Here is a 24,373-nt window from a genome sequence, read left to right on the forward strand (position 1 = left end):
AGGGGTGAGCGGCGGGGAGGCCGATGCCGAGGAGGCGGCCCGACCGCCCCCTCCGCACACGACAGAGGGCCGGACGCCACCGTCCGGCCCTCCGTCACACCGTGCCGTTCACGACCCCAGGAACCACGTGCTGTCGTGAACGGCCTTACCGCTCACCCCAGTTGCTTGACCACCGTCGTGCCGTAGCCGCTGGAGCGGACGGTGATCGGGGAGCCCAGCGTGGCGGCGCCGCCCTTGTAGAGGAGCAGGGCACCGGCCGCGTTGGTGGCCCACATGTCCGGGATGCCGTCGCCGGTGGCGTCCGGGGTGCCGTAGACCTGCGGGAACGCGGCCCGGGTGAACGACGAGGAGGCGTACACGGAGTCCCCGTCGAGGCTCCAGCCGGACTGGCCGAGGCTCTTGAGGACCGTGCCCGTGCCGCTGCTGTCCAGGATGCCCTTGCGCAGGATGATGTTGCCGCCCGCGGTGCGATAGGTCAGGTCGGCCGCACCGTCACCGTTGTAGTCGGCGATGGCCACGAAGTCCCGGTCGGCATGGGCCCACGAGGTCGTCGTCATCTGGACGGCCTCACCGAACGCGCCGCCGCTGTAGCCGCTGAGGACCCACAGCTCGGCCCCGCCGACCCCGCCCGCCACGAACAGCTCGGGCTGCCCGTCACCGGTGATGTCACCGGCCGCCTTGATCTCCGAGAACGTCGACGGATCGGGGGCGTTGGCCGGCAGCCGCACCTCGACGCGCTTGCTGACGTCGATCGAGCCGTAGCCGTCGCCGGGATACACGAACAGGCGGCCTTCGGGGGTGCGCACCACCCAGTCCGTGACACCGTCGCCGGGCGCGAAGTCACCGTTGTGGGTGACCAGGGAGTAGGTGCCGTTGCCGTCCCAGAGGTGCGGGGCGGTGGCGCCGTCCTTGATCAGGGCGCCCTTCTCGCGGGTGCCGAACGTGTTCACCAGGTAGGTGCCGTTCTGCGAGACCGCGCCGATCCAGAGGTTGCCCGCGGCGGTGACATGGGCGAGGTCGGCGTTCCCGTCGCCGTTCAGGTCGCCCGGGCCGTCGGCCTTGGAGCGCGGGGTGACGTTGAAGACGTGCTTGGTGGGGCTCGGCGAGATGTTGCCGGCCGCGTCGACGGCCTTCACGTACAGGGTGTTGGGCCCGGCGGCCGGTGGCTGCACATTGGTGACGGTGGCCGTCTTGACCGGCGTCGAGCAGGACTTGGTGAGACCGCCCGTGGTGCCCTGGGCGCCGTTCGCGCAGACCCAGCCGGCGTAGGTGGTGCTGTTGATCGAGTAGACGAACTTGACGATGTCCGTGTTCGCGGGCGCGCTGGCGTTGGGCGAGCCGGGCTCGAAGGTGAAGCTGCCGGCGTTGCCGAAGGGCTTCTTCGACCAGACGTCGGGAACGCTGTCCTCCTCGTTCCCGTCGATGCCGTCGTCCTTGTCGCTCGGGAAGTCCGTCGAGATCACCGGCGCGGGTGAATCGGGCAGGGCGGTGTCATACGTGAACCGGCACACCCCGTCGCCGCCGGTGGGCGCCCACGCGCCGCTCGTCGAGGCGTCCTTGCCGCGCACCCGCCACGAGTACGTCTTCCCGTTGGCCAGGTACGACTTGATCGCGACGGCACCGGTCTCGCCGTCCCTCACGCTCTTGCTGAGCGTCCGCGTCGTGGTGCTCTGCTTGCCCGTCTCCCACAGCTCGAACTCCAGCTTGGAGAGTTCGCCGTCCGGGTCGGTGCCCTTGGCGCTGATCGCGAGCGTCTCGGACTTGCCGACCTTGATGTACGGGGACGTGCTGGTGTCACAGGTGCCGGGGCTCATCGTCACCGACGTCGGGGTGTTGGGCTTCCGGTTGTACGTGACCGTCATCTCCGGCGAACCGGTGCTCTCCGCCTTGAACTTCTTCCAGGAGTAGGTGTCCGTCTCCAGGCCGCTCGCCGAACCCGTCGGCGCGGACGACGACGTCGACGCCACCAGACCGATGTTGACGTCCATCCAGCCGTTGTCCGCGGCCTCCTGGGCCAGCGTCGTGGTGGTGAACTTGACGTTCGTGTCCGGGCAGGAGCTGTTGGACTTCCAGCCGTACGCGAACGACTTCGAGGTGACCTTCCGCTTCCAGGACGGCTGCCGGTTCCAGGTGGTCTTGGAGTTGAAGGAGTCGGTGCGCCACAGCTGGACCGTGCGCTTGCTGCACGACCAGGAGTGCGTCTCCAGGACCGACATGACGGCGCTGGAGACGTCCGCGCCCTTGATGGACTTCTTCAGCTTCAGCTTGAAGAACGACCGTGCGGTGCCCCAGGTCTGCCGCTCGAAGCCGACCCGGGCCTCCTTGGTGTCCTCGTTGTAGTTGGCGCCGTCGTAGAAGCTGGAGCCGGGGTATTTCTTGTACACCGTCGTCCAGTTGGAGCGGGTACCGACCGTGGAGGGGTCGAGGAACAGCGGGTAGGTCAGCCCCTCGGTCTCGGTGAGATAGCCCTTCGGCGGGCTGATCGTCAGCACGTCACCGGCGAACGCCGCGCCCGCCGTGGAGGCGTGAGCACCCTCGCCGGGACCGTTCGCGGCGGGCAGCCCCAGCGCGTTGCCCGCGGCGAACGCGACCGGATCGGCCCCGCCCTCCACGCCACCGGAATCACCGGAACCGGAATCACCGGAGTCACCGGCATCACCGGGCTCGCCGGGGTCGTTCTCCACCGCGTTCTCGTCGCGGTCGGCGTCCCCGCGGCCCTCGACCGGAGGCTCCTCGCTGGGGCGCGCCGGGCCCTCCTCGACGACCTCGGGGTTCTCGTTGGTGCCGGCCGCGGCGTCCGGGTCGGCGGACGTCTCGTCCGTGTCATGGGTGCCCGCCGAGTCCCACAGGAACGGCGTCGGCGAGACCACGATCTCCTGGCCCGCGTCGTCCTTCGCGGTGAGCACGTCGGTGCCCGGATCGAGCGTGAACGACAGGGTCGGCGAGGTGACCCGGTAGCGCGGCGGATCGGCGGCCAGCGCGGCCGCGGCCTCGGCCGAGTGGACCACCAGGACATGGGTGAACCCGGTGGTGCGCGCGGACAGCATCAGGTCCACGTCCGGCAACACGCCCTCGTACAGCGCCCGGTTGTCCTCGACGACCGGCTCCGGCAGCGCACCCGGCCACGCGAACGCGACCTCGTGCCCCTCGGCCGTCATCGTCAGCAACGGCGACCACGTGTCGTCGGCGGCCGCGACGGCGTCGGCGGCACCGGCACGGAACACGGCCGAGCGGACCGAGCCACCCGACGCGCGCGCACCCGCACGGTCCGCCCCGGAGCCGTCGCCGCCGCCCGAAAACGTCACCGGATACGGGCTGTTGGCGGAGTGCCAGTTGCCGTCACGGTCCCGTTCGAGGTCGAGGTCGACCGGCGCCCACCCGCCCCCGGCGGTCCGCGCCCGCACCGGATCGGCCGACACCTGATAGGTGAACGTCCCGTCCGGGTTGGCGTACGTCGTGGAGAACTCGTCGGTCAGCGTGGCGACTTCGACCTTCCGGTCACTCGCCCGCGCCCGGCGCTGTGCCTCGTCCTCGTCCACCGGCCGTGCGGCACCAGGGGACTTGGCGGCGGAACCGGTGTCGCCGGTGTCGACCAGGGCCAGCACGGCACCGCCGCCGGCCAGCACGGCGAGGGCGACGGCGGCGGCCATGGCCCGCCGAACGCGCCGACGGACAGGGGGACTTGGCTCGGCCGACGGCGCCGGGGCGCTCGTTTCGGTGGCGCTGTCGAGGTCGCTCAAGGGCCCTTCTCCAACAGGCTGGGCCGCGCACGGCGGACACCGCGGCGGCGTGGCTCTTCTCGGGATGCCCTGGGGCTTGGTGACTGCTCGTGACGGTCGCACGACGTGCCGGATTGGGCGGTTGGAGTATGAACAGCTCTTCCGGGCGAGATCAACACCCTTGTGAAGACAGCGGCTTGGCAACGTCCACGTAAAGCGCCCCAGCGTCTTTCTTTGCCGTTCTTTGTCTGGTTTTGGTTCGTGACATAGCTAACACAGGATCAGCACAGCTTGACGGGGATCTTCACGATCTCTTTATCTTCGTGCTCAGTCTGTAAGTCATTGCTCACCATCTGCCATGGGCCGATCGCTTCTGATCGTGGTGACGGGGGAAAGGTCGGCTCTGCCGTGCGTACGGTGCTGTCCTGGTGCGGTCGGGGTTCGCTGAGGAGATCGTCCCGCGAACGCCTGATCCGGCGCAGGGCCCGGATCGGTGTGGTCGCCGGTCTGTTCCTCGCCCTCAACGTCACCCTCCTGCCCGGGGTCTCGATGGCGGGCCCCGGCGACCCCCGGACCGCCGTCGACCTCGCCGACCCGCAGGAGACGGACCCGGTCCCCGTCGACGAGCAGAAGACCGAGGACCTCGCCGACCTCACCGGCTCGACCACCAACGCGACCACCGCGTACGACCCGGCCGCCGTCGCCGAGGTGCCCGCCGCGTCCGGCACCAGGACCCTCGACGCCCCGGCCCCCGGCACCACCACCGACATCGCCACCTCGGCCGACGGCACCATGACCATCGGCGTCGGCGCCCCCAAGGACGCCTCCGCCACGGACGCCGAGGCGCTCAAGGGCGCCTGGAGCGTGGCCGCCGCCGCCGAGGACGACGCGGTGGCGAGCGGCGCCCAGGGCTTCATGCTCGCCGTCGACGCCCCGGCCACCGCCACCGGCAAGGCCGTCGTCTCCATCGACGCCAGCAAGCTCGCCGAGACCTACAGCGCGCAGTGGCTCGACCGGCTTTCCTTCCAGCTGATGCCGGCCTGCTACACCACGACGCCCGAGGCCGAGGAGTGCTCCACCGGCATCCCGGTCACCACCGCCGTCGAGCGCACCGGCTCCACCGTCACCGTGCCGCGCGAGGCGGGCGACTCCTCGGGCTCCGAGCCCGACCCCGGTGAGGACGGCGCGGGCGACGAGGAGGGCGAGCCCACCGCCACCACCGCCGAGGTCCCCGAGACCCTCGTCAACGTCACCCTGGACACCACCGACCTGCGCACCGTCGCCACGGGCACGTCCAGCACCGACACCGCCGCGAGCGACGGCTCCGGCTCCACCGTCGACTCCGCCGTCTGGCGCGGCGGCAAGGCCGCCGACGCCGTCCGGCAGATCGCCGACTCCGCCACCGGCGGCCTGCTGGTGGGCGGTTCCTTCGGCTCCGGCGCGGGCGGCGACTTCGGCGCCAGCCCGATCGTCTCGGCCGGCTCCTGGACGGCCGGCGGCTCCTCCGGCGCGTTCACCTACGCCTACACGATGGCCGCCCCGCAGGTCCCCTCCGGCCCCTCCCCGAACGTCACCCTCAGCTACAACTCCCAGACCTCCGACGGCCGTACGTCCGCGACCAACAACCAGGTCTCCTGGGCCGGTGAGGGCTGGGACTACAACCCCGGCTCCATCACCCGCACCTTCGTGGGCTGCGCCGCCGACACCGCGAACGCCAACAACAAGGGCCACTTCACCGGCGACCAGTGCTGGGGCTCGTACAACGCCGTCCTCTCCCTCAACGGCACCACCACCGAGCTGGTCCGCGACGACACCACCAAGCAGTGGAAGAGCGCGCGCGGCGACAACCTCCGCGTCGAACTCCTCGACGCCGCCGACTACCAGGCCCTCACCGGCGTCGACAGCTCCCACAACGGTGACGACAACGGGGAGTTCTGGCGGGTCACCACCAGCGACGGCACCCAGTACTACTTCGGCATGAACCGCCTGCCGGGCTGGAGTTCGGGCAAGCCCGAGACCAACTCCGTGCTCAACGTGCCCGTCGCGGGCAACCACTCCGAAGACCCCTGCCACCAGACGGCGTTCAAGGACTCGTTCTGCGACCAGGGCTGGCGCTTCCAGCTCGACTACGTCGTCGACACCTCCGACAACGCCATGACGCTGTGGTGGGAGAAGGAGAAGAACGGCTACGCGCGGGACATGAAGGAGGCCAAGGCGGTCTCCTACGACCGGGGCGGCTACCTCTCCCACATCGACTACGGCCAGCGCGCCGCCGCCCTCTACAGCGCCGAACCGCTCGGCCGGATGAACTTCACCGCCAAGGAACGCTGCTTCGAGGACAACTCCCTCAAGGTCGAGTGCTCCGAGGCCAACTTCGACTCCAAGCAGTCCGACCGCACCCGCCCCTGGTTCGACACCCCGGCCGACCTCGCCTGCGTGAGCGGCAAGAAATGCACCACGTACGCCCCCACCTACTGGTCCCGCAAGCGCCTCGCCTCCGTCGACGCCTGCGCCCAGCGCGAACAGGGCGTCCGCCTCACCGAGTACGCCGTCGACGCCGACGGCAACGAGACCGGCAGCCGCAACGCCTGCGGCCTGTCCGGCGACTCCGCGACCACGACCCTGCTCTCCAAGGTCGACTCCTGGGGCCTGAAGCAGTCCTTCCCCTGGGGCCTGACCGGCGAGTACACCGCCCTGTGGCTGGAGTCCGTCGCCCGCACCGGCTACGCCGTCGACGGCTCCACCCAGCGCCTCAACCCGGTCACCTTCGGCCACAACTCCAACCCGCTGCCCAACCGGGTCAAAAACGGCTCCTTGGACACCGACCCGCTCTTCGCCCGGCTGCGCATCCAGGACGTCGTCTCCGAGTACGGCGGCCGCACCGAGGTCACCTACAAGGCACCCACCGGCCAGTGCCTCACCGGCTCAGGGCGGCCCGTCAAGGACAGGAACGACCAGCTCTGCTTCCCCGCCTACTGGCACGCCGACGGCGAGCTGGAGGACAAGCGGACCTCCTGGTTCCATAAGTACGTCGTCGAGAAGACCACCGAACACCCGCGCCTCGCGGCCCCCGAGGAGACCAAACCGGTCACCACGACCTACACGTACGCCACCTACCCCGACGCCGTCGACGGCGCCCTGTGGGCCAAGAACCAGGGCGAGTTCACCCGCCCCAAGAAGCGCACCTGGGACGACTGGCGCGGCTACCCGATCGTCACCACGGTCACCGGCACCACCGACGCCGCCGAGGGCACCGTCGCCGCCAAGTCCGTCACCCGCTACTTCCGCGGCATGAGCGACGACGTCCTCGCCGACGACACCCCCGAGAAGTCCTCCGACGACGTCAGACGCGGCTCCGCCATGACCGACGTCACCGGCGAGGTCCTCGCCACCGACCGCAAGGCCTACGCCGGCATGGTCGCCGAGTCGCTGACCTACCCGGACGCCGGCGCCGCCACCGCCACCGGCTGGACCTCCCGGTCCGTCAACGTCCCCGACGCCCCGGTCCGGCTGGCCACCCGCAACCGCACCGACGGCCCCGACGTCACCGCCGAACGCGTCACCCTCGGCGAGAGCCGCACGATCACCAAGGCCTCCGGCAAGGGCGCCGACGGCTCCACCCTGCGCACGGTCACCACCAGGACCGAGTTCGACGCGACCTACGGACTGCCCACCCTGGTAAGGGAGTTCGGCGACGAGGCGGACCCCAAGGACAACTCCTGCACGGCCACCTCGTACGTGCACAACACCTCCGGGACCAATTACCTCATCGGCCTGGTCGCCCAGACCGTCACCACCACCGGCACCAGCGCCTGTTCCACCGACCTCTCCAGCGCCACCGCCAAGACCATGGTCAGCGGCTCGCGCATGTTCTACGACGGCGCCACCTCGCACACCGCGACGCCGAGCAAGGGTCTCGTCACCAGGACCGTCGCCCCGACCGGCGCGGGCACCGGCTGGCAGACCACCAACCCCGAGTCCCGCACCGAGTACGACGGCACCGGCCGCGTCGTGAAGGCCATCGACCCGACCGGCGTCGAGAGCACCACGGCCTACACCCCCGCCGACGGCCAGGTCTACGGGATCGAGACGATCGACGGACACAAGGTCGTCGACGGCAAGGAGACTGGCTTCCGCGAGGTCACCCTCGTCGAGCCCGGCCGTGGCGCCACCCTGAAGTCGACCGACGCCAACGACCGCGTCACCTCCTACGAGTACGACCCGCTCGGCCGCACCGTCGCCGCCTGGGACGCCACCCAGAGCGCCACCGACGACCCCACGGTCCGCTACGCCTACCACCTCGACCCGGACAAGCCGGTCTCCGTGGTCACCGAGTCCCTCAAGGACAACCCGACCCGCGCCGCGGGCGACGGCACCTACCAGGCGTCCACCTCGATCTACGACGGCCTCGGCCGCGAACGCCAGACCCAGACCCCGGCGGTCGGCGGCGGCCGCCTGGTCACCGACACCCTCCACAACAGCTCCGGCCAGGTCCGCTACACCCGCAACGCCTACTACATGGAGGACGCCCCGGGCATCGACCTCGTCGTCCCGGCCTCCGACTCCCTGGTCCCCAACGCCACCACCTACACCTACGACGGCCTCGGCCGCGTCCTCACCGTCACCCCGGTCCACCACTCCTACCCGCAGACCGGCGAGCCCGCCAAGAACGGCGACGAGACGGTGGCGACCACCGACCGCCGCACCCGCTACCAGTACGGCCTCGACTACACGGTGATCCGCCAGCCGCAGGGCACGCCCGCCTCCCGGGTGTGGACGGACGCGCTGGGCCGTACGGTCCGTCAGGACACCTTCACCGACGCGGCACTCAGCGACGACAAGGCCGTTTCCACCAGCTACGCCTACGACGTCCGCGGCGACCTCGTCACCAGCACCGACGACGTCGGCAACACCCGCACCTGGACCTACGACGCGCTCGGCCGGGTCACCGACACCACCGACCCGGACGCCGGCGCCACCCACACCGAGTACGACGCCTACGGCCGGGTGGGCTCCGCCCGCGACGCCCGCGGCCAGACCGTGTCCTACACCTACGAGCGCCTCAACCGCGTCGAACAGGTCAAGTCCACCCCGCCCGGCTCCAGCACCGCGACCCCCGTCCAGTCCTACGCCTACGACGCCGCGACCGGCGGCAAGGGGCAGCTCGCCTCGGCCACCCGGTACACCGAAGGCAAGCCCTACACCACCGCCATCACCGGGTACACGGCCGACTACCAGCCCACCGAGATGACGTTGGCGCTGCCGCCGGGCTCCACCCCGGGCAGGACCGCCGAGGGCTTCGAGACCCAGTACCGCTACCAGTACGCCTACAACGACGACGGCCAGCTGGAGAAGTACACCGCCCCGGCGGCCGGCGGCCTCAGCGCCGAGGACGTCATCACCCGCTACAACGAGGCCGGCCTGCCGACCTCCGTCTCCGGGCAGGACTGGTACGCCGCCGAGACCTCCTACTCGCCCTACGGCCAGGTCCTCACCGCCACCGTCGGCGAGATGGGCAGGCGGCTGTGGCAGGAGAACACGTTCGACGAGTCCACCGGCGAACTCGGCACCAGCCGACTCGTCCGCGAGAGCGCCACCCCCGACAAGACCGTCGTCCCCGGCAGCGAGGTCAGCAAGCGCTCCTACGCCTACGACCCGTCCGGCAACGTCCTGTCCATAGCCGACCGCATGGGCACCACCACCGACCAGCAGTGCTTCAGCTACGACGTCATCGGCCAGCTCAAGCAGGCCTGGACGACACCGGGCGGCGGCGCCTGCACGGCCACCGGCCGGACCACGGCCGCCCCCGTCTACACCGACGGCAAGACCAACGTCTCGTCCAACAACTCCGGTTACTGGCAGTCCTACGAGTACGACGCCCTCGGCAACCGCACCGCCAAGACCGACCACGCCGCCGACCCGACCGTCACCGACGGCAAGGTCGACACCACGAACGACGTCGTCACCGACTACGCCTACGGCACCAGCGACACGGCGAAGAACGACCAGCCGCACACGTTGACGTCGTACACCACGACCGCCACGGCCCCGGGCGGCCCGACCGTCAAGACCCGCTCGACGCAGACCTACGACGCGGCCGGCGCCGTCCGGACCCGCTCCACCGGCGGCGACACGGCCCAGACCATCGCCTGGACCTGGGACGGCAAGACCGAGTCCGTCACCGGCTTCGGCACCGACGGCTCCGGAGCCTGGGTGGGCGCCGGCGCCCTCTGCCTCGACCTCGCGGGCGGCACCACCGACGCGGGCAACGCCCTCCAGCTCTACGTCTGCAACGGCAGCAAGGCGCAGAACTTCCGCGTCCAGGCCGCCGACACGGACAACGACGGCACGGTCGAGGACGCGACGATCGGCTCCCTCGTCGTCGCCGGGCAGTGCGCCCAGCCCAGCGGCACCGCGATCGGCTCGGCGGTGACGATCCAGCCCTGCGCCAAGGCGACGAAGGCCCAGCGCTGGCAGACGCTGCCCACCGGCCAGCTGAAGCACACCGACACGAACCTGTGCCTGTCCGCTCCCACCGCCACCGCGGGCGCCGACCTCACCCTGGCGACATGCAGCGCGACGGTCGCGACCCAGCTCTGGAAGCCGGCGGCGAAGACGAGCTACGTCTACGACGCGATGGGCAACCGCCTGCTGGAACGCACCGACGCGGGCGCGGTCCTGTCCCTGCCCGACACGAAGATCTCGCTCACCACCGCGGGCAAGGTCCGCTACGTCGAGCGCTCCTACGCGGGCATCGGCGGCCCGTCGGTGACGCGCTACCTGGAGGGCACCACCGCCACCACGGGCGTCACCGAGCAGGTCTTCGCCCAGGCGACCGACCTCAACGGCACCCCGCTGGCCGAGGTCCGCCTCGACGCCACCATGAGTGTGCGGGTCGCCAAGAAGGACCCGTGGGGCGAGGACCGCGCGGCCAATCTCGCGCCGCGCTCACACACCGGCTTCCACACTGGCGACGACGACACCGGGACCGGGCTCACCCACCTCGGCGCCCGTGAGTACGACCCGGGGACCGGCCGGTTCCTCTCGGCGGACCCGGTCCTGGACGACAGCGACCCGCTCCAGGCCAACGGGTACGCGTACGCCAACAACAACCCCGTCACGCACGCCGACCCGTCCGGTCTGACCTCGTCGGCGTCGAGCTTCGACGCGTCGATCGCCGCGCTGGACGCGAAGATCGCCGACTACCAGAAGACGCTGGACCGTTCGATCGGCGACGTCATCCTGGCGACCGGCTGGGCCGTCTTCAAGGAGTTCATCGGCTGGAACGACATCGTCGGCTGCTTCTCCCAGGGCGACCTGTGGGCCTGCGGCAGCCTGCTGATGGACGCGATTCCGTGGACCAGCATCTTCTCCAAGGGCAAGAAGATGTGGCGCGCCTTCGAGGCGACGCTCGGTGCGGTGAAGGCGTTCCGCGCGGCCAAGCGGGCGGCGGAGGCCGGCATCAAGGCGGCCCGCGCGGCGAAGGCGGCGCTGATCAAGGCGAAGAAGGCGGCGGAAGCGGCAGCGGCCGAAGCGAAACGCAAGGCGCGCGAAGCGGCGAAGGCGGCGGCAGCCGCGGCCCGCAAGAAAGCCCACACCGGCTCCAAGGGCGCCCGAGGCAACCCGGTCCAGGTGAAGGCCAGAACCCAGGCCCAGCACAAGGGCTCGACCGGCGGCGGCAAGGCAGAGTCCAAGTCCGGCGGCTCACGCAGCAGTTCGGGCAAGGAGAACTCGGGCGGCGGAGGCGGCGACTCCGGTGGTGGCGGCGAGGGCAGCTCCTGCTCGGCCAACAGCTTCACCCCGGACACCCGGGTCCTGATGGCCGACGGCTCGACCAAGCCGATCAAGGACGTCAAGGCCGGCGACCAGGTCCTCGCGACCGACCCGGAAACGGGCGAGACCCGCGTGGAGACGGTCACCGCGGAGATCACCGGCACGGGCGTCAAGCACCTGGTCAAGGTGACGATCGACGTGGACGGCAAGAAGGGCAAGAAAACAGCCTCAGTCACAGCAACGGACGGCCACCCCTTCTGGGTTCCGGAACTGGAAGAGTGGCTCAAGGCAACGGACCTGACCCCAGGAACCTTGCTGCACACCGCCGCAGGAACGCAGACCCAGATCGTCAAGGTCCAACGCTGGACGGTACCGAAGGCAACGGTACTCAACCTGACTGTCAGTGCACTGCATACGTACTATGTGGTGGCTGGGGCCACGCCGGTCCTGGTTCACAACTGTGGTCCTGGGGTTGCAACTGAAGACGATGCGATGCTTGCTCTCAACCGTGCGGAAGAGTTGCAGGCGTCCCGCAATGATTACTTCATGGCGGACGTGAAGGGCACCACGGCGATAATTGGTGTCTTCAACTCTCAGACGAAGACGTTCACCACTCGGATCGGAATCAATGGGGGCGGCGCAATGCCTTCCGGGTGGACACTTCGACCGGGAGAGGAATTCGTGCAGGCGGCTGGACATGCAGAGGAAGGGATCCTTAACAGCTTGGGGCCAAATGAGCATGCAGTGTTCGGTGCGGCATCGCGAAACTTCTGCGTTGCCATCTGTTCGCCCATGCTGAACGTTCGCGGGGTGACGTTGGGTGGCGCAGGAATCCGCGGTCATGCTGCACAAAATTCCCCATTCACAATCTTCTGGGCCGCTGGAGGCTAGAGGGACATGGAGATTCCGTCAGAAATTCAGGCAATTTCGAACGCTTCGGACTCTGAGCTGATGCTGATCTGTGCTGCAGCCGCGGAACGGGGGGTGACTTTCTGTCGAGCCCTAGGCCCTTCGGAGTACTTGACGTGGGTCGATGCCTCGCTTGAGCTTGCTTGGGCGGCAGCTGCTGGCGAGTCTGTCCAGGACGAATGCGCCGAGGCGTTGGATGGGCTGGAGATGGAACCTCAGGACGGCGAGGATGATTCTTCTCGCCCAGAGTTCTATGTGGCTCAGGCGGTGGGGCTCGTGGGAAATGCTCTTGCCGTCTCCTTGAGGCCTTCAGCCCCGAAGGCGGAGATGTCTATCAATGCCCTCAGGTCACTGCTCTCCATGCTCGATTTCAAGCTGTCAGGAGAAAATCCCGTAATTGTAAGGTACGGAGAAGAGCCTCCTCCTCCAGGGCTGCTAGTGCAAATGGAGATTGACGCCGAGCGTGAGGTCCTTGCGCTTCTTTCTCAGGGGTCAGAAGATTCCGCTCAAGGTGTGATTGGACGCTCGGTGGCAACCCAGGCGCAGGTATCAGCAAGCGCATTTTCCGTGCAACTGACTCCTTCTATCGAGGCGTTTGCCGAACTAAACAACTGGGAAATTTGAGAGGCGATCTTAACTCAAGAGTCCGCGTCATAAGGTAAGTATCTGAAAACCCATGTAGCCCTTCCCGGAGCTGTTCCGGGGAGGGCTACATGGCGTCTTGACGGCAGTAGTTGACGGCAACGTCAGCGGACGGGTGCCGCACAAAGCGGCGGGCCGTCGCCGTCGTCGGGGTTGGTGGCGGCCACGGAGGACTTGCCGAGGGTGCGGCCGAGGAGGTCGATGGCGTCGCGTTGGAGGCGGAGGCGGACGTGGGCGTACACGGTGGCGGTGACGCCGATGTGTGCGTGACCCAACAGCTCCTTGATGACGACGAGTTCCACGCCCTGTTCCAGGAGGAGGGTGGCGGTCGAGTGCCTCAGGTCGTGGAACCGGATCGCCCTCAGACGGGATTGACGGAGCAGGGCGTTGAAGTGGCGGCTGAGGGTGGCGGGTTCGATGGGGTGCCCGTCCAGGCGGGTGAAGACGAGACCGGCGTCCACCCACTCCGCACCGGCCTGTTGCTTCTCCTGGGTCTGCCGGTCGCGGTGTTCTCGCAGCAAGGCGACACAAGCGGCTGGGAGGACGATGCGGCGTTCTGAGCTGATGGTCTTGGTGGGCAGGGTGGTGACGCCGCCCGTGCGGGTGCGCTGGAGGGTGCGGCGGATGCTGGCGGTGCCGGCGTCGAGGTTGAGGTCTTCCCAGCGCAGGCCGAGGAGTTCCCCCTTGCGGAGTCCGGTGCGGAGAGCGAGTTCGAACAGCGCGTGCAGGCGGTGGCCCTGTGCGGAGGCGAGGAAGGTGCGGGCCTCGTGGGCGGTGAGGGGGTTGAAGCGGCGTGGGCGGGGAGTGCCGGTGCGGACATTGCGGGCGACGTTGCGCGGGATTTCCTCCTCTCGGACGGCGTGCTCCAGGGCCGACTTGAGTACGGAGTGGATGTAGGCGAGCGTCAGCGGTGAGAGGTACTTACGGCAGCACTTCCCAATGGCGCAGCAGCGGGGCTGACGGTCGGCCTGAGCATCGGGCTTGCGCCGGGCGTCGATGCCGCGAGCGCAGCACTGGCAGACGGTCCGCAGCCCGTTCAGCTAGGTGCGCACGTCCTTCGCGGCGAGCTTGGCGAGCTTCTTCTTGCCAAGGCCGGGGATGAGGTAGTGGTTGACACAGGCTGTGTAGCGGGTGTGGGTGGTCTCGCGGAGCTGGTGGATGGCGACGTTCTCCAGCCAGTACGTCAGGTACGCGGCGACGCTGCCCTGTGCGGAGACCACGGGGACCCCACGGTTGCTGGTGGCGATCTTTTCGGTGAGCTTGGCGAGGGCTTCCTTGCGGGTGGTGCCGTACACGCGGACGCGTTTGCGGGTGTTGCCAGGGGCGAGGACGTAGCCGGCGGCTTCCCAGCGGCCGTCCTTGCGCTGGTAGACGGTGCCGTCTCCGTTGGCGCGGCTGCGGCGGGAGGCGGGGGTGTCGCGGGGTGTGGTCATCAGGCGGCGTCCTGTTCGAGTCGGGTGCGGATGAAGTCGGTGAGCGCGTGGGTGGGGATGCGGCGGGCGCGGCCGAGGGTGATGGAGGCGAGCTGGCTGGTACGGAGCAGGTCGTAGACGGCGGAGCGGCCGAGCTGGAGGCGGGCCATGAGTTGGGGGACGGTGAGGAGTTCCGTGGTGGCGGTCACGCGACGGCCTCCACCCGGACAGCACGGGCCGGCCGCTGAGCGGGAGGTCGGCGAGGTGTTCGAGTTCTCCAGTACGCCGACTTCCCGCTCGGCGGGGTCGACGCCTCGGTCATCGCGGTGGCCGAGCGCTCCGGCGTGGACCGGGTAGCCACCCTCGACCGGCGGCACTTCAGCGTCGTCAAGGCCGCCGACGTCCCCGCGCTGACACTTCTGCCATAGCCCGACCAGCGGCTCGCATCTCTGACGGCAACGCTGATGGCAACAAGCACGGACGCCAGGGCACAGCCACGCACGCCAGCGGAGCACAAAACCACGGATGACCTGCGATAACGCAGGCGGGGAGGGACGCTCAGCACACGTACTATGTGGTGGCTGGGGCCACGCCGATTCTGGTTCACAATTGTGGAACGGCCGATCCTTCAGTCTCAAGCGGACCGAGGCGCTCTCTGGGAATGCGTCCAAGCGGAACGTGGATAACCTGACGGCTTCCATGAAGGATGGAGGGTGGCAGGGAGATCCGATCAAGGTGGCGCAGCATAACGATGAGCTGTACATCCTGGACGGACATCATCGTGTCGCAGCGGCGAAGCGGGCGGGGATCGATGTCCCGTATCAGGTGGTCCCGGAAGAAGACCTGTTGGCGCGTTACCCGGGCGGTATTGACGATGTGACTACCGCGTGGGCTGAAGTGGGGCCCGATAAGCTCGTGAACCGTCACAGGAGGCCGGGGTACAGGTGATGAGCAATGCGTCCGTCGAGGTGGTGGAGTACGTTGAGGCCCTATCCCGTGTTCAATCGGAGGTCCTGCGAAGCCTTCCTGACCTGGGGACAAGCCTGGATTCGATCGTGAGGCGTGCACGCGCAGGCCAGTTGCCGAAGGATGGGGCAATCGAGAGCGGGATCGAATACTCAGTACACGGGAACGGCTGCCTGTTTGTTTCGGCTGACGGTCAGGAAATTGATGTCGATTTCCTCATCAATGGAACTCCCGTATTTGATGCGTGGAGGATCGAGAGGTTCTCTTCGAGTCGAGGGGTTACGCCAGGGTGTACTGCCGAGGAATTGATCAGAGAGTGCCGTCTCATGGTTTCCTCCGGGGCTCTTGAAGAGGTAAACGAAGGATGGTTCGCGATGAATGGCAAGAACGATCCTGCTGATCAGCTGATAGGCCGTGGTCAAGGTTAACGCTGCAAGCGGATGCCCCAAATGAGCAAGTAATGCATGAGGCCCCACCGGGTGATTCTGGTGGGGCCTCATGCTCGTTTGAAGGCAACGCTGACGGCAACGTCAGCGGACGACGGCTGCGGCGGGTGGGTCGTCGGGGTCGCTGTCCGTCGGGTTGAGGGCGTTGCCGATACGCAGGACCGTGAATATCTCGAAGGTCTGCGGCATCAGACCCACCGCCGAGGAGGAAGAAATGCCGAGAAGTACACGGTTCTGGTCCGCTTCGAGATGTTCCCGGGTACTCGCGACGCGTTGATCGCGGCCGGTAAAAGTCCGGGCGAAATTGGCCAGGATGTAAATGCCGTGCACCTGAAGTCGGAGCGTGGCTTCGACACGTACGGCCTCAGACCCGGATCGGTCGGAGTGTTCAATTCGAGAATCGCCAGATTCGGAAGAGTGGAGGACTGGTGACGTTTTACGGAGAGGAAAGGTCTCTGGCTGATCTGGTTGAAGCACTCGCCGACGGCACGGGGCGGGATGCCAGGTCCATCGCGGCTGGGCATCCCGAGGTCACTCAGCTCATCGCATCCTGGATTCGGGAAGCCGCTCACGCGGGAAACTGGACAAGGGTCGACAAATTCGCCAACCTGGCTGCCCCCTTGCGGGCGCCGGGCCTGGGTGGGGCCCTTCAGGAGATCCTTGATTCGGATGCCGTGGGGTTCAACAAAGAGGATTTCTTGGAGATCCTCGGGGAAATCCGGGAAGGGGGCGCGGTCGCTTTCCTGTTCAGGGTGGCGGAAAGTTCGGTGGGCGAGGATGCTCCGGCGTACTGGCTGTGTCAGAAGGTCATCTCCTCTCTGGGGGAGATCGGCACGCCGGAGGCCCTCGAGCGCCTTCGCCGAATGACGCCCCAGTCGTGGCCCGACGTTGTCCGATGGCATGCGGCTGTCGAACTCGGTGTCGAGGACGAGCTCGGGTTTGACGAAGATCAAATGCTGGGATAGCCGAAACCCCGGGCGCTTTTGAGATCCAAGGAGTTTCCATATTGTTAGCGAAGAGGAAGCCCCGCCAGGTGTTCTGGCGGGGCTTCTGCTTTGCTGCTGCTACATAGCTCGACACCCACGCACCAACCTTGAAATGTCTCAACTGTGCGCAAGGGTCCACGCGGGTCTCGGCTGTTTCCGGGTCGGTCGCGAGGACCTGGTCGCCGGCCTTGACGTCCTTGATCGGCTTGGTCGAGGAATCGGTGTTCGGATTCAGAAGAGTAGATGACTGGTGACTCCTCCCGTGGTCGAACGACCTGAAGCTGATCTAGTGGAATCCCTCGTGACCGGGTTTCTTACGGAGCGGGATGCTAGATCCATTGCGGGGCTACATCCTGGGCTCTGTGACGTTCATCGTTTCTTGGATTCGTGAGGTGGCGTGCGAGTGACAATGCAGTGTTGATGAAGGCGAAGCCCCGTCAGGTGTTTCCCGGCGAGGCTTCTGCGTGAGTGGGCGGCAGTTCATGACAGCGCCAATGGATAAGGGTGACGGGCAACTTACTTCGTGGTGAGGGATGAAGCCGTGGCGGATAAGAATTTTCACCGGAAATCACTCTAAGTTCTCTCCTGTTGCTTGCGGGACGGTCCAGCGGCGTACGCCAATTGGGGTGCGATTACCCGGGCGTCGGCTCTCTCGCCGGCCCATAGTCCGATGAAGAGCGGCGGTTGCTTCCACGAGGCCGGTTCGTTCGAGGCCGCTACGTGCCATGGGCTTGCAGCCGGCATCTCGTACCAACAGAGGCAGGGCCGTGATGGGCAGGGTGAGGAACAGGGACACCCGGGGTCTCCCTCCAGCGTTGGTTCACGCGGCGATTACGGCTCACCGGCGGCCTGGAAGAAGGGCGAGGGGACGGCGTCGGTCGCGGTGGCGGACGGTCAACCTTCTGGGTTCCGGAACTGGAAGAGTGGCTCAAGGCAACGGACCTGACCCCAGGAACCTTGCTGCACACCGCCGCAGGAACGCAGACCCAGATCGTCATGGTCCAACGCTGGACGGTACCGAAGGCAACGGTACTCAACCTGACTGTCAGTGCACTGCATACGTACTATGTGGTGGCGGGCGAGACTCCAGTGCTCGTTCACAATAGCAACGGCAAGGGCTGTGGGGTCGGCGGGTCGGGGATCTCGGCACGGAACAAAGATGCTGGAGATATCGGCAACTACACCGATGGTTAGGGCACCCGGGATCTGGCTTCGCAGTGGTATCACGAGGAACTGAGCAATGACGAGCTGCTGGACAGCATCAACAAGGCTGGTGAAGGAGATGGAATTCTCGTATCGCGCGACGGCACGATCCTTGGGGGTCATCACCGCAAGGACGAGCTCTTGACCAGGATCAGGGATGGGCGCATCGATCCGAATACGCAAATCCGTATCGACGTCTACGACGGGGATTGATTCCTGATGTCGCTGATCCGTTTGACGGACCCTGACTTCCGCGTGTGTGAGATCAGTTTCGATACGCTGCTGGTGATCCAGACGGAAGCGGAGGCCCGAGGTTGGGCAACTCGCTGGTCGTCGGCCGGCGCACTCCGAAGCCAGGTCAGGGAGGGTGTCGTAGTTGTTCGGCCGTTGATGCGGGAGGAGCGTGGTGGGGTTGTGCAGGCCTATCGATGCCTGCTGCTGTTCGCGGTGGCTGGAGACCAGAATGCCGGTGGAGTTGCCACGATCGACATCGCCCCGGAAAGGCTGGAATCCCTGGAGCGCATCGATCGAGATCCTGTCGTTCGCAGAGCTCTCGCGCGGATGTTTTCTCTCGCGTCGGGCGGGATTTCGATGATCTCGAAGGCGTAGCATTCTGGGCTTGATGGTCGAATTGGCGAAGCCATCGTTTGGACTCGGTGGGGCCGCTGATGAAGTGACCTGAGCTGCCCCAGTGGCGACTCCGAGTGTTCGCGATGGCGAATATTCGGAGTCGCCGCGCGTCCGATATCAATCGGTATGTCGCCACCTGGCGGCAGTAGGTGACGGCAACGGCGGCGAACACCCAGGTGTCCGCCGCCGTTGCCGTACGTATGTCAGGGGTGGTCGAGGGCGCGTCCGAGGGAGTCGATGGCGTCTCGCTGGAGGCGGAGCCTCACGTGGGCGTAGACGGTGGCGGTGACACCGATGTGGGCGTGGCCGAGTAGTTTCTTGATGACGACGAGTTCGACGCCTTGCTCCAGGAGCAGTGTGGCGGTGGAGTGCCGGAGGTCGTGGAAGCGGATGCGGCGGAGGCCGGCCCTGCGGAGGATCGTGGTGAAGGTGCGGGTGAGGTTGGTCGGGTCGATCGGTCTGCCCTGCACCGTGGTGAATACGTGCCCGTCGTGCAGCCACGTCGTGTCTGCGGCCTCGCGCTCGCGCTGCTGCTGTTCGTGGTGGAGCTTCAGTGACTGGCGGCAGCGGGTGGGGAGGGCGATGCGGCGTTCGGAGGCCCGCGTCTTAGTGGGCAGTGTGGTGAGCCCGCCTACGGCGGTTCGCTGAAGGGTGCGGCGGATGGCGGCGGTGCCCGCGTCGAGGTCGAGGTCTTCCCAGCGGAGGCCGAGGAGTTCGCCCTTGCGGAGTCCGGTGTGGAGGGCGAGTTCGAACAGGGCGTGCAGCCGGTGGCCTTGCGCGGCGGTCAGGAACTCGCGTGCTTCGTCTGCGGTGAGGGGTTCGAAGCGGCGGGGTCGGGGTGTGCCGGTGCGGACGTTGCGGGCGACGTTGCGCGGAATCTCCTCCTCGCGTACGGCGTGCTCCAGGGCGGACTCGAGCACGGAGTGCACGTAGGACAGCGTCAGCGCGGACAGCCGCCTGCGGCAGCATGTCCCGACCGCGTGCACTTCGGCTGGTCGCGGGCGGTGTCGAGGCCGTGTGTGCAGCATTGGCAGGTGATGCGGAGTTGGTCGAGCCAGGTGCGGACGTCCTTGGCGGTGAGCTTGGAGAGCGTCTTCCGGCCGAGGCTGGGGATGAGAGAGCCAGGTGACGGCGGTGTAGCGGGTGTGGGGTTTCTCGCGGAGGTGGTGGACGGCGATGTTCTCTGGCCAGTACGTCAGGTACACGGCCAGGCTGCCCTGCGCGGAGGGTGCGCGGAGGGTGCGCGGAGGCCGCGGGCGCGCGGCCGAGGGTGATGGAGGCGAGCTGGCGGGTGCGGAGCAGGTCGTAGACGGCGGAGCGGCCGAGTTGGAGGCGGGCCATGACCTGGGGGACGGTGAGGAGTTCTGTGGTGGCGGTCACGCGACGGCCTCCACCCGGACAGCACGGGTCGGCCGCTGAGCGGAGTGACCGACCGGGTGACCGGTGCGGTCACCGGAGTGGTCCGAGCGTTGGGTTCGGGTCAGTTGCTTGGGTCGGGTTTGCTGTTTTGCGGTCGGGAGGTCGGTGAGGTGCTCGAGTTCTCCAGTACGCCGACTTCCCGCTCGGCGGTGTCGACGCCTCGGCCATCGCGGTGGCCGAGCGTTTCGGCGTGGACCGGGTAGCCACCCTCGACCGGCGGCACTTCAGCGTCGTCAAGGCCGCCGACGTCCCCGCGCTGACACTCCTGCCATAGCCCGACCAGCGGCTCGCATCTCTGACGGCAACGCTGATGGCAACAAGCACGGACGTCAGGGAACAGCCACGCACGACAGCGGAGCATAAAACCATGGATGACCTGCGGTAACGCAGGTGGGGAGGGGCGCTCAGCAAACGTACTATGTGGTGGCTGGGACCACACCGATTCTGGTGCATAACTGTGGTGGTGCGCGCTTTGAAGTTGGTTCCGACGGGACTGCAATCGACGTGCAAAATCCATTGTCGGAGAGGGGGGATATGTTTCTCCGTCAGAGCTTGATGGCGGGAGCTTGAATGAGGTGGGTGCCCCTATTTGGAAGAATGGAACTGCAAAAGCTGAGAGCCTACTGGGTACCCGCTCCTCTTCTGTTCTTCGAGGGATTGCAAGCAGGTCCGACGCCGAGAAGCTGCAAGACTTCTATCAAGGTGCAGTAAATACGGGTAAGGGAAGTGGCGCTGCGCCTGTCAGAGTTAAACTGCTTCAGGAGGTGATCGACGCATGGCGCGAGTAACATCAGCTTCACCTGGGGCTTTGATGGTGGACATCAAGCTGTCGGCTTCATTGGATGAGCCGATCGAGGTTTGCTTCGAGCCGATTTCTACTACGTTCAACCTTGACCCCGGAGAATCCATATATCTTCGCCTGGAGTCCGCCGATCTGGCTGGGTTGGAAATTGTTCACTGGTCGGACAGTATTGCCGTCTGGGTGAATCCATATCCAGGTAATTACACGGTTCTGGGTAGAGATAAAGAAATTCTCGACGAGCTTTAATGGCAATGATCTAGAGTGCATTAATCGCATGGCTTGGCCCTTGGATCTGATCTCATTATTTCCTGATGCTGGCCATTCAAGTATGTGCTGGGTAAATGATGTGAGGCCCCGCCGAAATGGTCTCCCGGCGGGGCCTCTGGGGTGTCTGACGGCAGTAGTTGACGGCAACGTCAGCGGACGGCTGTCGCAGAGGTGGGTGGTTCGTCGGCTTCTTCGCGCCCAGCGCCAGGCTGTGCGGGGTTGCGAGGGCGTTGCCGAGGAGGTCTAGCGTCGCGCTGGAGTCGAAATGGAGGACGCTATGGCTACCGGAAGTGAATTCCTCGGTGAGGGAATGCGCGACGTGGCCAAGGGCCGAGGAATCTTCCGGAGCGCCGACAACCGCCGTGGATTCCATATCGACCCCGATTCCCTTGCGGGAGGTCACTGGCCTGATGTGCCGCACGTTCACTTCGAGATCTTCGACGAGGCAGGGAAATCATTGGCCAACAACCGCGTCCCCCTTGCGGGGCCGTGATGACGAAGGTTGAACTGGAACGAAACGGGCGCATTTTGTCGGGATTCTACGAAGGGTACTTCGTGAAACTCCACGACGACTCCGAGGTCACTGGCGGCTACTACATCTACCTGGTCAATAATCTGTCCACACCGACGGACGGGGGTGACTACTGGGTGGCGGACAGGGCGGAGCTCGAATCGTTCGTCGAGTCCTCCGAGTGGGAGATCGAATGGCTTCCTGAGTAGGAACGCAGTCCAGAGGTCGAGAGAGCCCGTCGGCGCCAGTGCTGACCCGTGATGTGATCGCGCATGCAAATCCGAAGCCCCGTCGGCAAGGAGGGCGAATTCCAGGGGTCGTTGCAACACAGGTGATCAACTGGCTGTGGCCAGGAGCTTGGCGAGACGCTCGGCTGGGGTTTCCCAGCCGAGCGTTTTGCGTGGGCGGCCGTTGAGTTCGGCGGCGACAGCGTCCAGGTGTTCGCGGCTGTGCTGGGACAGGTCGGTGCCCTTCGGGAAGTACTGCCGCAGCAGGCCGTTCGTGTTCTCGTTGGAGCCGCGCTGCCAGGGGCTGCCGGGGTCGCAGAAGTAGACCGGGATGCCGGTGGCGATGGTGAACGCCTTGTGCGCGGCCATCTCCGAGCCCCGGTCCCAGGCCAGGGAGCGTTTGAGGTGAGGCGGCAGCGCGGTGACGGTCTCGACGAGGGCGTCCCGTGTGCCGGCCGCGCTGTGGTCCTCTGGCAGTGGCGCCAGCATCACGTAGCGGGTGCTGCGTTCGACGAGCGTGGCGATCGCAGACTTGCCGTCCTTGCCGATGATGAGGTCGCCTTCCCAGTGTCCGGGGACGGCCCGGTCCGCGGCCTCGGCCGGGCGCTCGCTGATCAGGACCATGTCCCGGATGGCGCGGGGCTGGCGCTTGTAGGACTGTCGGTGCGGCCGGCGCATGGCCCGTCCGGTCCGCAGGGCCCGGGTCAGCTCACGGCGCAGTTCTCCCCGGCCCTGGACGTAGAGGGCCTGGTAGATCGTCTCGTGGACCACGTGCATCTCCGGCCGGTCGGGGAAAGCGGTCCGCAGAGCCTGGCAGATCTGTTCGGGGCTCCAGCGAAGGGCGAGATGGTGCTGGACGAAGTCCCGCAACTCGGGGTTCTGCCCGATCCTCCCGGGCTTGGGGCGCGGACGACGCTCCTCGGCACGCCGCTGGGCGGCATGAGGCCGGTAAGTCCAGTCCCTGCCCCGCCACAAAGCTCCGTTGCGCCGTATCTCGCGGCTGATGGTAGACGGGCTGCGTCCCAGCTCAGCAGCTATCTGCCGGACGGAGGCGTTCTCCCGGAGCCGGTCGGCGATATGGATGCGGTCAGCCTCGCGCAGGTACCGCGACGGCTCGGACGCCGGAGCTTCCACGGTGATGGGCGGCTTCGGCTTCCCCGTCGGCGGAGAGTGCCAGCCGTTGCGCCACCGCTTGCCGGTCCGCGGATTGATGCCGACGATCCGGCTGGCCTCTCGATTGCTGTAGCCCTGCTGCATGAGCTGGAGATATACCTCCCGCTCACGCAGCAGACGCCCACCGCCCCCAGGTCCCCGGTTCTCCCGGATCTTGAAGTCCATCGCACCCCTTGAGCTGGGGTGTTGCGACGACCACTAGAACTCAAGCACACCTGGCGGGGCTTCTGCGTGGGTGACGAGAGTGAGGGCGGTCTCGGCGTGTCCGCGACCGGAACAGCCAGCCGTCGGCCGAGCACCGAGGTCTTTCTCGCCGACTGCCGCGCTCGCCTCGCCGTCGGCCTGCTCTCCCACGCCTGGAACGCCGTCGTGCTCTGGGCGCTGCGCGACGGGCCTCGGCGCCCGGTCGAACTGCGCGAGCAGGTCGGGGTGATCAGCTCCAAAGTCCTCACCGGGACGCTGCGGCGCCTGCGGTCCCACGGGCTCGTGGTTCGGCATGCCTAGCCCGGGGTGCCGCCGCGTGTCGAGTATCAACTCACCAACCAGGAAGCCGAACCGGATTGGCTTCCGGTGGGGCCCCGAGGCGTCAGGCACGTACAGGAGATGACCCGGGGCTGCCGCGAGGCCCGGCCTCACCGCCTCGTCCGGTGTCTCCCCTTGCCCTTGCGGAGGCGTACCGACGCGTACGCGATGTCCGCTGCCAGGACCGCGCCCGCGATGAACACCAGGTAGGACAGGCCCGCTGCGGTCACGCCGATGAAGGCCAGGAGCAGGGCCGCGATGAGCAGGGTGAGGAACAGGGGCACCCGGGGTCTCCCTCCAGCGTCGGCGCACGCGGCGGTTACGGCTCAGCGGCGGCCCAGGCGGCGTTCTCCGCCCTGGCCCGTGGTGTAGTCCAGGGCGTAGTGGGCGAAGACCTTCGGCTCGTCGGTCGCCAGGAGCTCACCGTCAGTGTCGATCCACGGGGACTCGCGGACCAGGTTCTTGTCGTGGGCCACCTTCAGATAGGCCGGGCCCACCGTCGCGCCGGACAGCGGGACGAAGACCAGGCGCCGGCGGGTGGGCAGGCCCACCGTCACCGTCGCGAAACTGGGCGTGTCCGTCGCCGTGTCGACGTAGATCGATTCGAGCGCGCCGATCTTCTGACCCTCGCGGTCGACCACGTCGTGGCCTCGCCATTCACGAATGTCTGCTGCTTCGAACATCTTGGGCCTCCACCCCTGCGAGTACCCCCTGAGCGGCGGCTGACCCCTCCTGGCGCCCGGTCTCTGGTGGGCATTAAGAACGC

At 67.1% G+C, this 24,373-nt stretch carries 16 protein-coding genes and 4 pseudogenes; 11 read left to right on the top strand and 9 right to left on the bottom strand.

Annotation, left to right across the window (positions count from 1 at the left end; genetic code table 11):
• Positions 1 to 152: 152 nt before the first annotated feature.
• Entirely contained in the window at positions 153 to 3,740 is a 3,588-nt protein-coding gene (locus tag ACIQOU_RS04295; RefSeq protein WP_401533752.1) for an FG-GAP-like repeat-containing protein, read from the bottom strand.
• Positions 3,741 to 4,127: 387 nt separating this feature from the next.
• Between ACIQOU_RS04295 and ACIQOU_RS04300 the strand changes: the two genes are divergently transcribed.
• A complete protein-coding gene (locus tag ACIQOU_RS04300; RefSeq protein ID WP_401533753.1) occupies positions 4,128 to 12,383 on the top strand; it encodes an RHS repeat-associated core domain-containing protein in 8,256 nt (2,751 codons plus the stop codon).
• A 6-nt stretch (positions 12,384 to 12,389) separates the two neighbouring features.
• Complete coding sequence (locus ACIQOU_RS04305; RefSeq protein WP_401533754.1) at positions 12,390 to 13,025, top strand: hypothetical protein; 636 nt, start codon at positions 12,390 to 12,392, stop codon at positions 13,023 to 13,025.
• Positions 13,026 to 13,147: 122 nt separating this feature from the next.
• Here ACIQOU_RS04305 and ACIQOU_RS04310 read toward each other — a convergent pair.
• Positions 13,148 to 14,476, bottom strand: a pseudogene (locus tag ACIQOU_RS04310) (tyrosine-type recombinase/integrase).
• The gene (locus tag ACIQOU_RS04315; RefSeq protein ID WP_401533756.1) at positions 14,476 to 14,664 is read right to left on the bottom strand and encodes a helix-turn-helix domain-containing protein; all 189 of its coding nucleotides are present in this window, start codon (positions 14,662 to 14,664) and stop codon (positions 14,476 to 14,478) included. The pseudogene ACIQOU_RS04310 and the gene ACIQOU_RS04315 overlap by 1 nt, the downstream one beginning before the upstream one ends.
• Before the next feature lie 316 nt (positions 14,665 to 14,980).
• On the opposite strand from ACIQOU_RS04315, the gene ACIQOU_RS04320 reads away from it, so the two are divergent.
• Together ACIQOU_RS04320 and ACIQOU_RS04325 are read left to right on the top strand one after the other, a co-directional pair.
• Positions 14,981 to 15,403: a ParB/RepB/Spo0J family partition protein gene (locus ACIQOU_RS04320; RefSeq protein WP_401533757.1), complete on the top strand. Its 423-nt coding sequence runs from the start codon at positions 14,981 to 14,983 to the stop codon at positions 15,401 to 15,403.
• Entirely contained in the window at positions 15,403 to 15,849 is a 447-nt protein-coding gene (locus ACIQOU_RS04325) for a DUF6896 domain-containing protein (protein ID WP_401533758.1), read from the top strand. The genes ACIQOU_RS04320 and ACIQOU_RS04325 overlap by 1 nt, the downstream gene beginning before the upstream one ends.
• Before the next feature lie 102 nt (positions 15,850 to 15,951).
• Here ACIQOU_RS04325 and ACIQOU_RS04330 read toward each other — a convergent pair whose 3' ends face one another.
• Positions 15,952 to 16,197: a hypothetical protein gene (locus ACIQOU_RS04330; RefSeq protein WP_401533759.1), complete on the bottom strand. Its 246-nt coding sequence runs from the start codon at positions 16,195 to 16,197 to the stop codon at positions 15,952 to 15,954.
• A gap of 98 nt (positions 16,198 to 16,295) precedes the next feature.
• On the opposite strand from ACIQOU_RS04330, the gene ACIQOU_RS04335 reads away from it, so the two are divergent.
• The 3 genes from ACIQOU_RS04335 (at position 16,296) to ACIQOU_RS04345 (ending at position 18,665) form a co-directional block, all read left to right on the top strand.
• A complete protein-coding gene (locus ACIQOU_RS04335; protein ID WP_401533762.1) occupies positions 16,296 to 16,832 on the top strand; it encodes a HEAT repeat domain-containing protein in 537 nt (178 codons plus the stop codon).
• 978 nt (positions 16,833 to 17,810) lie between these two features.
• Positions 17,811 to 18,047, top strand: coding sequence for a hypothetical protein (locus ACIQOU_RS04340; protein WP_401533764.1), 237 nt, complete (start codon positions 17,811 to 17,813; stop codon positions 18,045 to 18,047).
• Positions 18,048 to 18,275: 228 nt separating this feature from the next.
• Positions 18,276 to 18,665 (top strand): hypothetical protein, encoded by a 390-nt coding sequence (locus tag ACIQOU_RS04345; RefSeq protein WP_401533766.1) that lies wholly within the window; start codon positions 18,276 to 18,278, stop codon positions 18,663 to 18,665.
• Positions 18,666 to 18,889: 224 nt separating this feature from the next.
• Here the strand turns inward: ACIQOU_RS04345 and ACIQOU_RS04350 are convergent.
• Both ACIQOU_RS04350 and ACIQOU_RS04355 read right to left on the bottom strand, forming a co-directional pair.
• Positions 18,890 to 19,930 (bottom strand): annotated as a pseudogene (locus ACIQOU_RS04350) (tyrosine-type recombinase/integrase); the annotation flags it as partial.
• Positions 19,926 to 20,066: pseudogene (locus ACIQOU_RS04355) on the bottom strand (DNA-binding protein); the annotation flags it as partial. The pseudogenes ACIQOU_RS04350 and ACIQOU_RS04355, both read right to left, overlap by 5 nt.
• An 814-nt stretch (positions 20,067 to 20,880) precedes the next feature.
• Between ACIQOU_RS04355 and ACIQOU_RS04360 the strand changes: the two are divergent.
• The 3 genes from ACIQOU_RS04360 to ACIQOU_RS04370 all read left to right on the top strand — a co-directional run bounded on the left by ACIQOU_RS04360 (position 20,881) and on the right by ACIQOU_RS04370 (position 21,894).
• Positions 20,881 to 21,153, top strand: coding sequence for a hypothetical protein (locus ACIQOU_RS04360; RefSeq protein WP_401533768.1), 273 nt, complete (start codon positions 20,881 to 20,883; stop codon positions 21,151 to 21,153).
• A gap of 298 nt (positions 21,154 to 21,451) precedes the next feature.
• Positions 21,452 to 21,667, top strand: a complete 216-nt coding sequence (locus tag ACIQOU_RS04365) for a hypothetical protein (RefSeq protein ID WP_401533770.1) — start codon at positions 21,452 to 21,454, stop codon at positions 21,665 to 21,667.
• Positions 21,667 to 21,894: a hypothetical protein gene (locus tag ACIQOU_RS04370; protein ID WP_401533771.1), complete on the top strand. Its 228-nt coding sequence runs from the start codon at positions 21,667 to 21,669 to the stop codon at positions 21,892 to 21,894. The genes ACIQOU_RS04365 and ACIQOU_RS04370 overlap by 1 nt, the downstream gene beginning before the upstream one ends.
• A 126-nt stretch (positions 21,895 to 22,020) precedes the next feature.
• On the opposite strand, the gene ACIQOU_RS04375 is transcribed toward ACIQOU_RS04370, so the two are convergent.
• Positions 22,021 to 23,169 (bottom strand): IS30 family transposase, encoded by a 1,149-nt coding sequence (locus ACIQOU_RS04375; protein WP_401534633.1) that lies wholly within the window; start codon positions 23,167 to 23,169, stop codon positions 22,021 to 22,023.
• A 177-nt stretch (positions 23,170 to 23,346) separates the two neighbouring features.
• Between ACIQOU_RS04375 and ACIQOU_RS04380 the strand changes: the two are divergent.
• A pseudogene (locus ACIQOU_RS04380) lies at positions 23,347 to 23,586 on the top strand (winged helix-turn-helix transcriptional regulator); the annotation flags it as partial.
• 131 nt (positions 23,587 to 23,717) lie between these two features.
• Here ACIQOU_RS04380 and ACIQOU_RS04385 read toward each other — a convergent pair.
• Positions 23,718 to 23,891 carry a hypothetical protein gene (locus tag ACIQOU_RS04385; protein WP_401533773.1) on the bottom strand — a complete coding sequence of 58 codons (174 nt, stop codon included), beginning with the start codon at positions 23,889 to 23,891 and terminating at the stop codon, positions 23,718 to 23,720.
• A gap of 42 nt (positions 23,892 to 23,933) precedes the next feature.
• Positions 23,934 to 24,290, bottom strand: a complete 357-nt coding sequence (locus ACIQOU_RS04390) for a PRC-barrel domain-containing protein (RefSeq protein ID WP_401533774.1) — start codon at positions 24,288 to 24,290, stop codon at positions 23,934 to 23,936.
• Between the last annotated feature and the right edge of the window lie 83 nt (positions 24,291 to 24,373).

Origin of the sequence: Streptomyces sp. NPDC091279 (assembly GCF_044757465.1) — a bacterium.
In the GTDB taxonomy this organism is placed as follows: Bacteria; Actinomycetota; Actinomycetes; order Streptomycetales; family Streptomycetaceae; genus Streptomyces.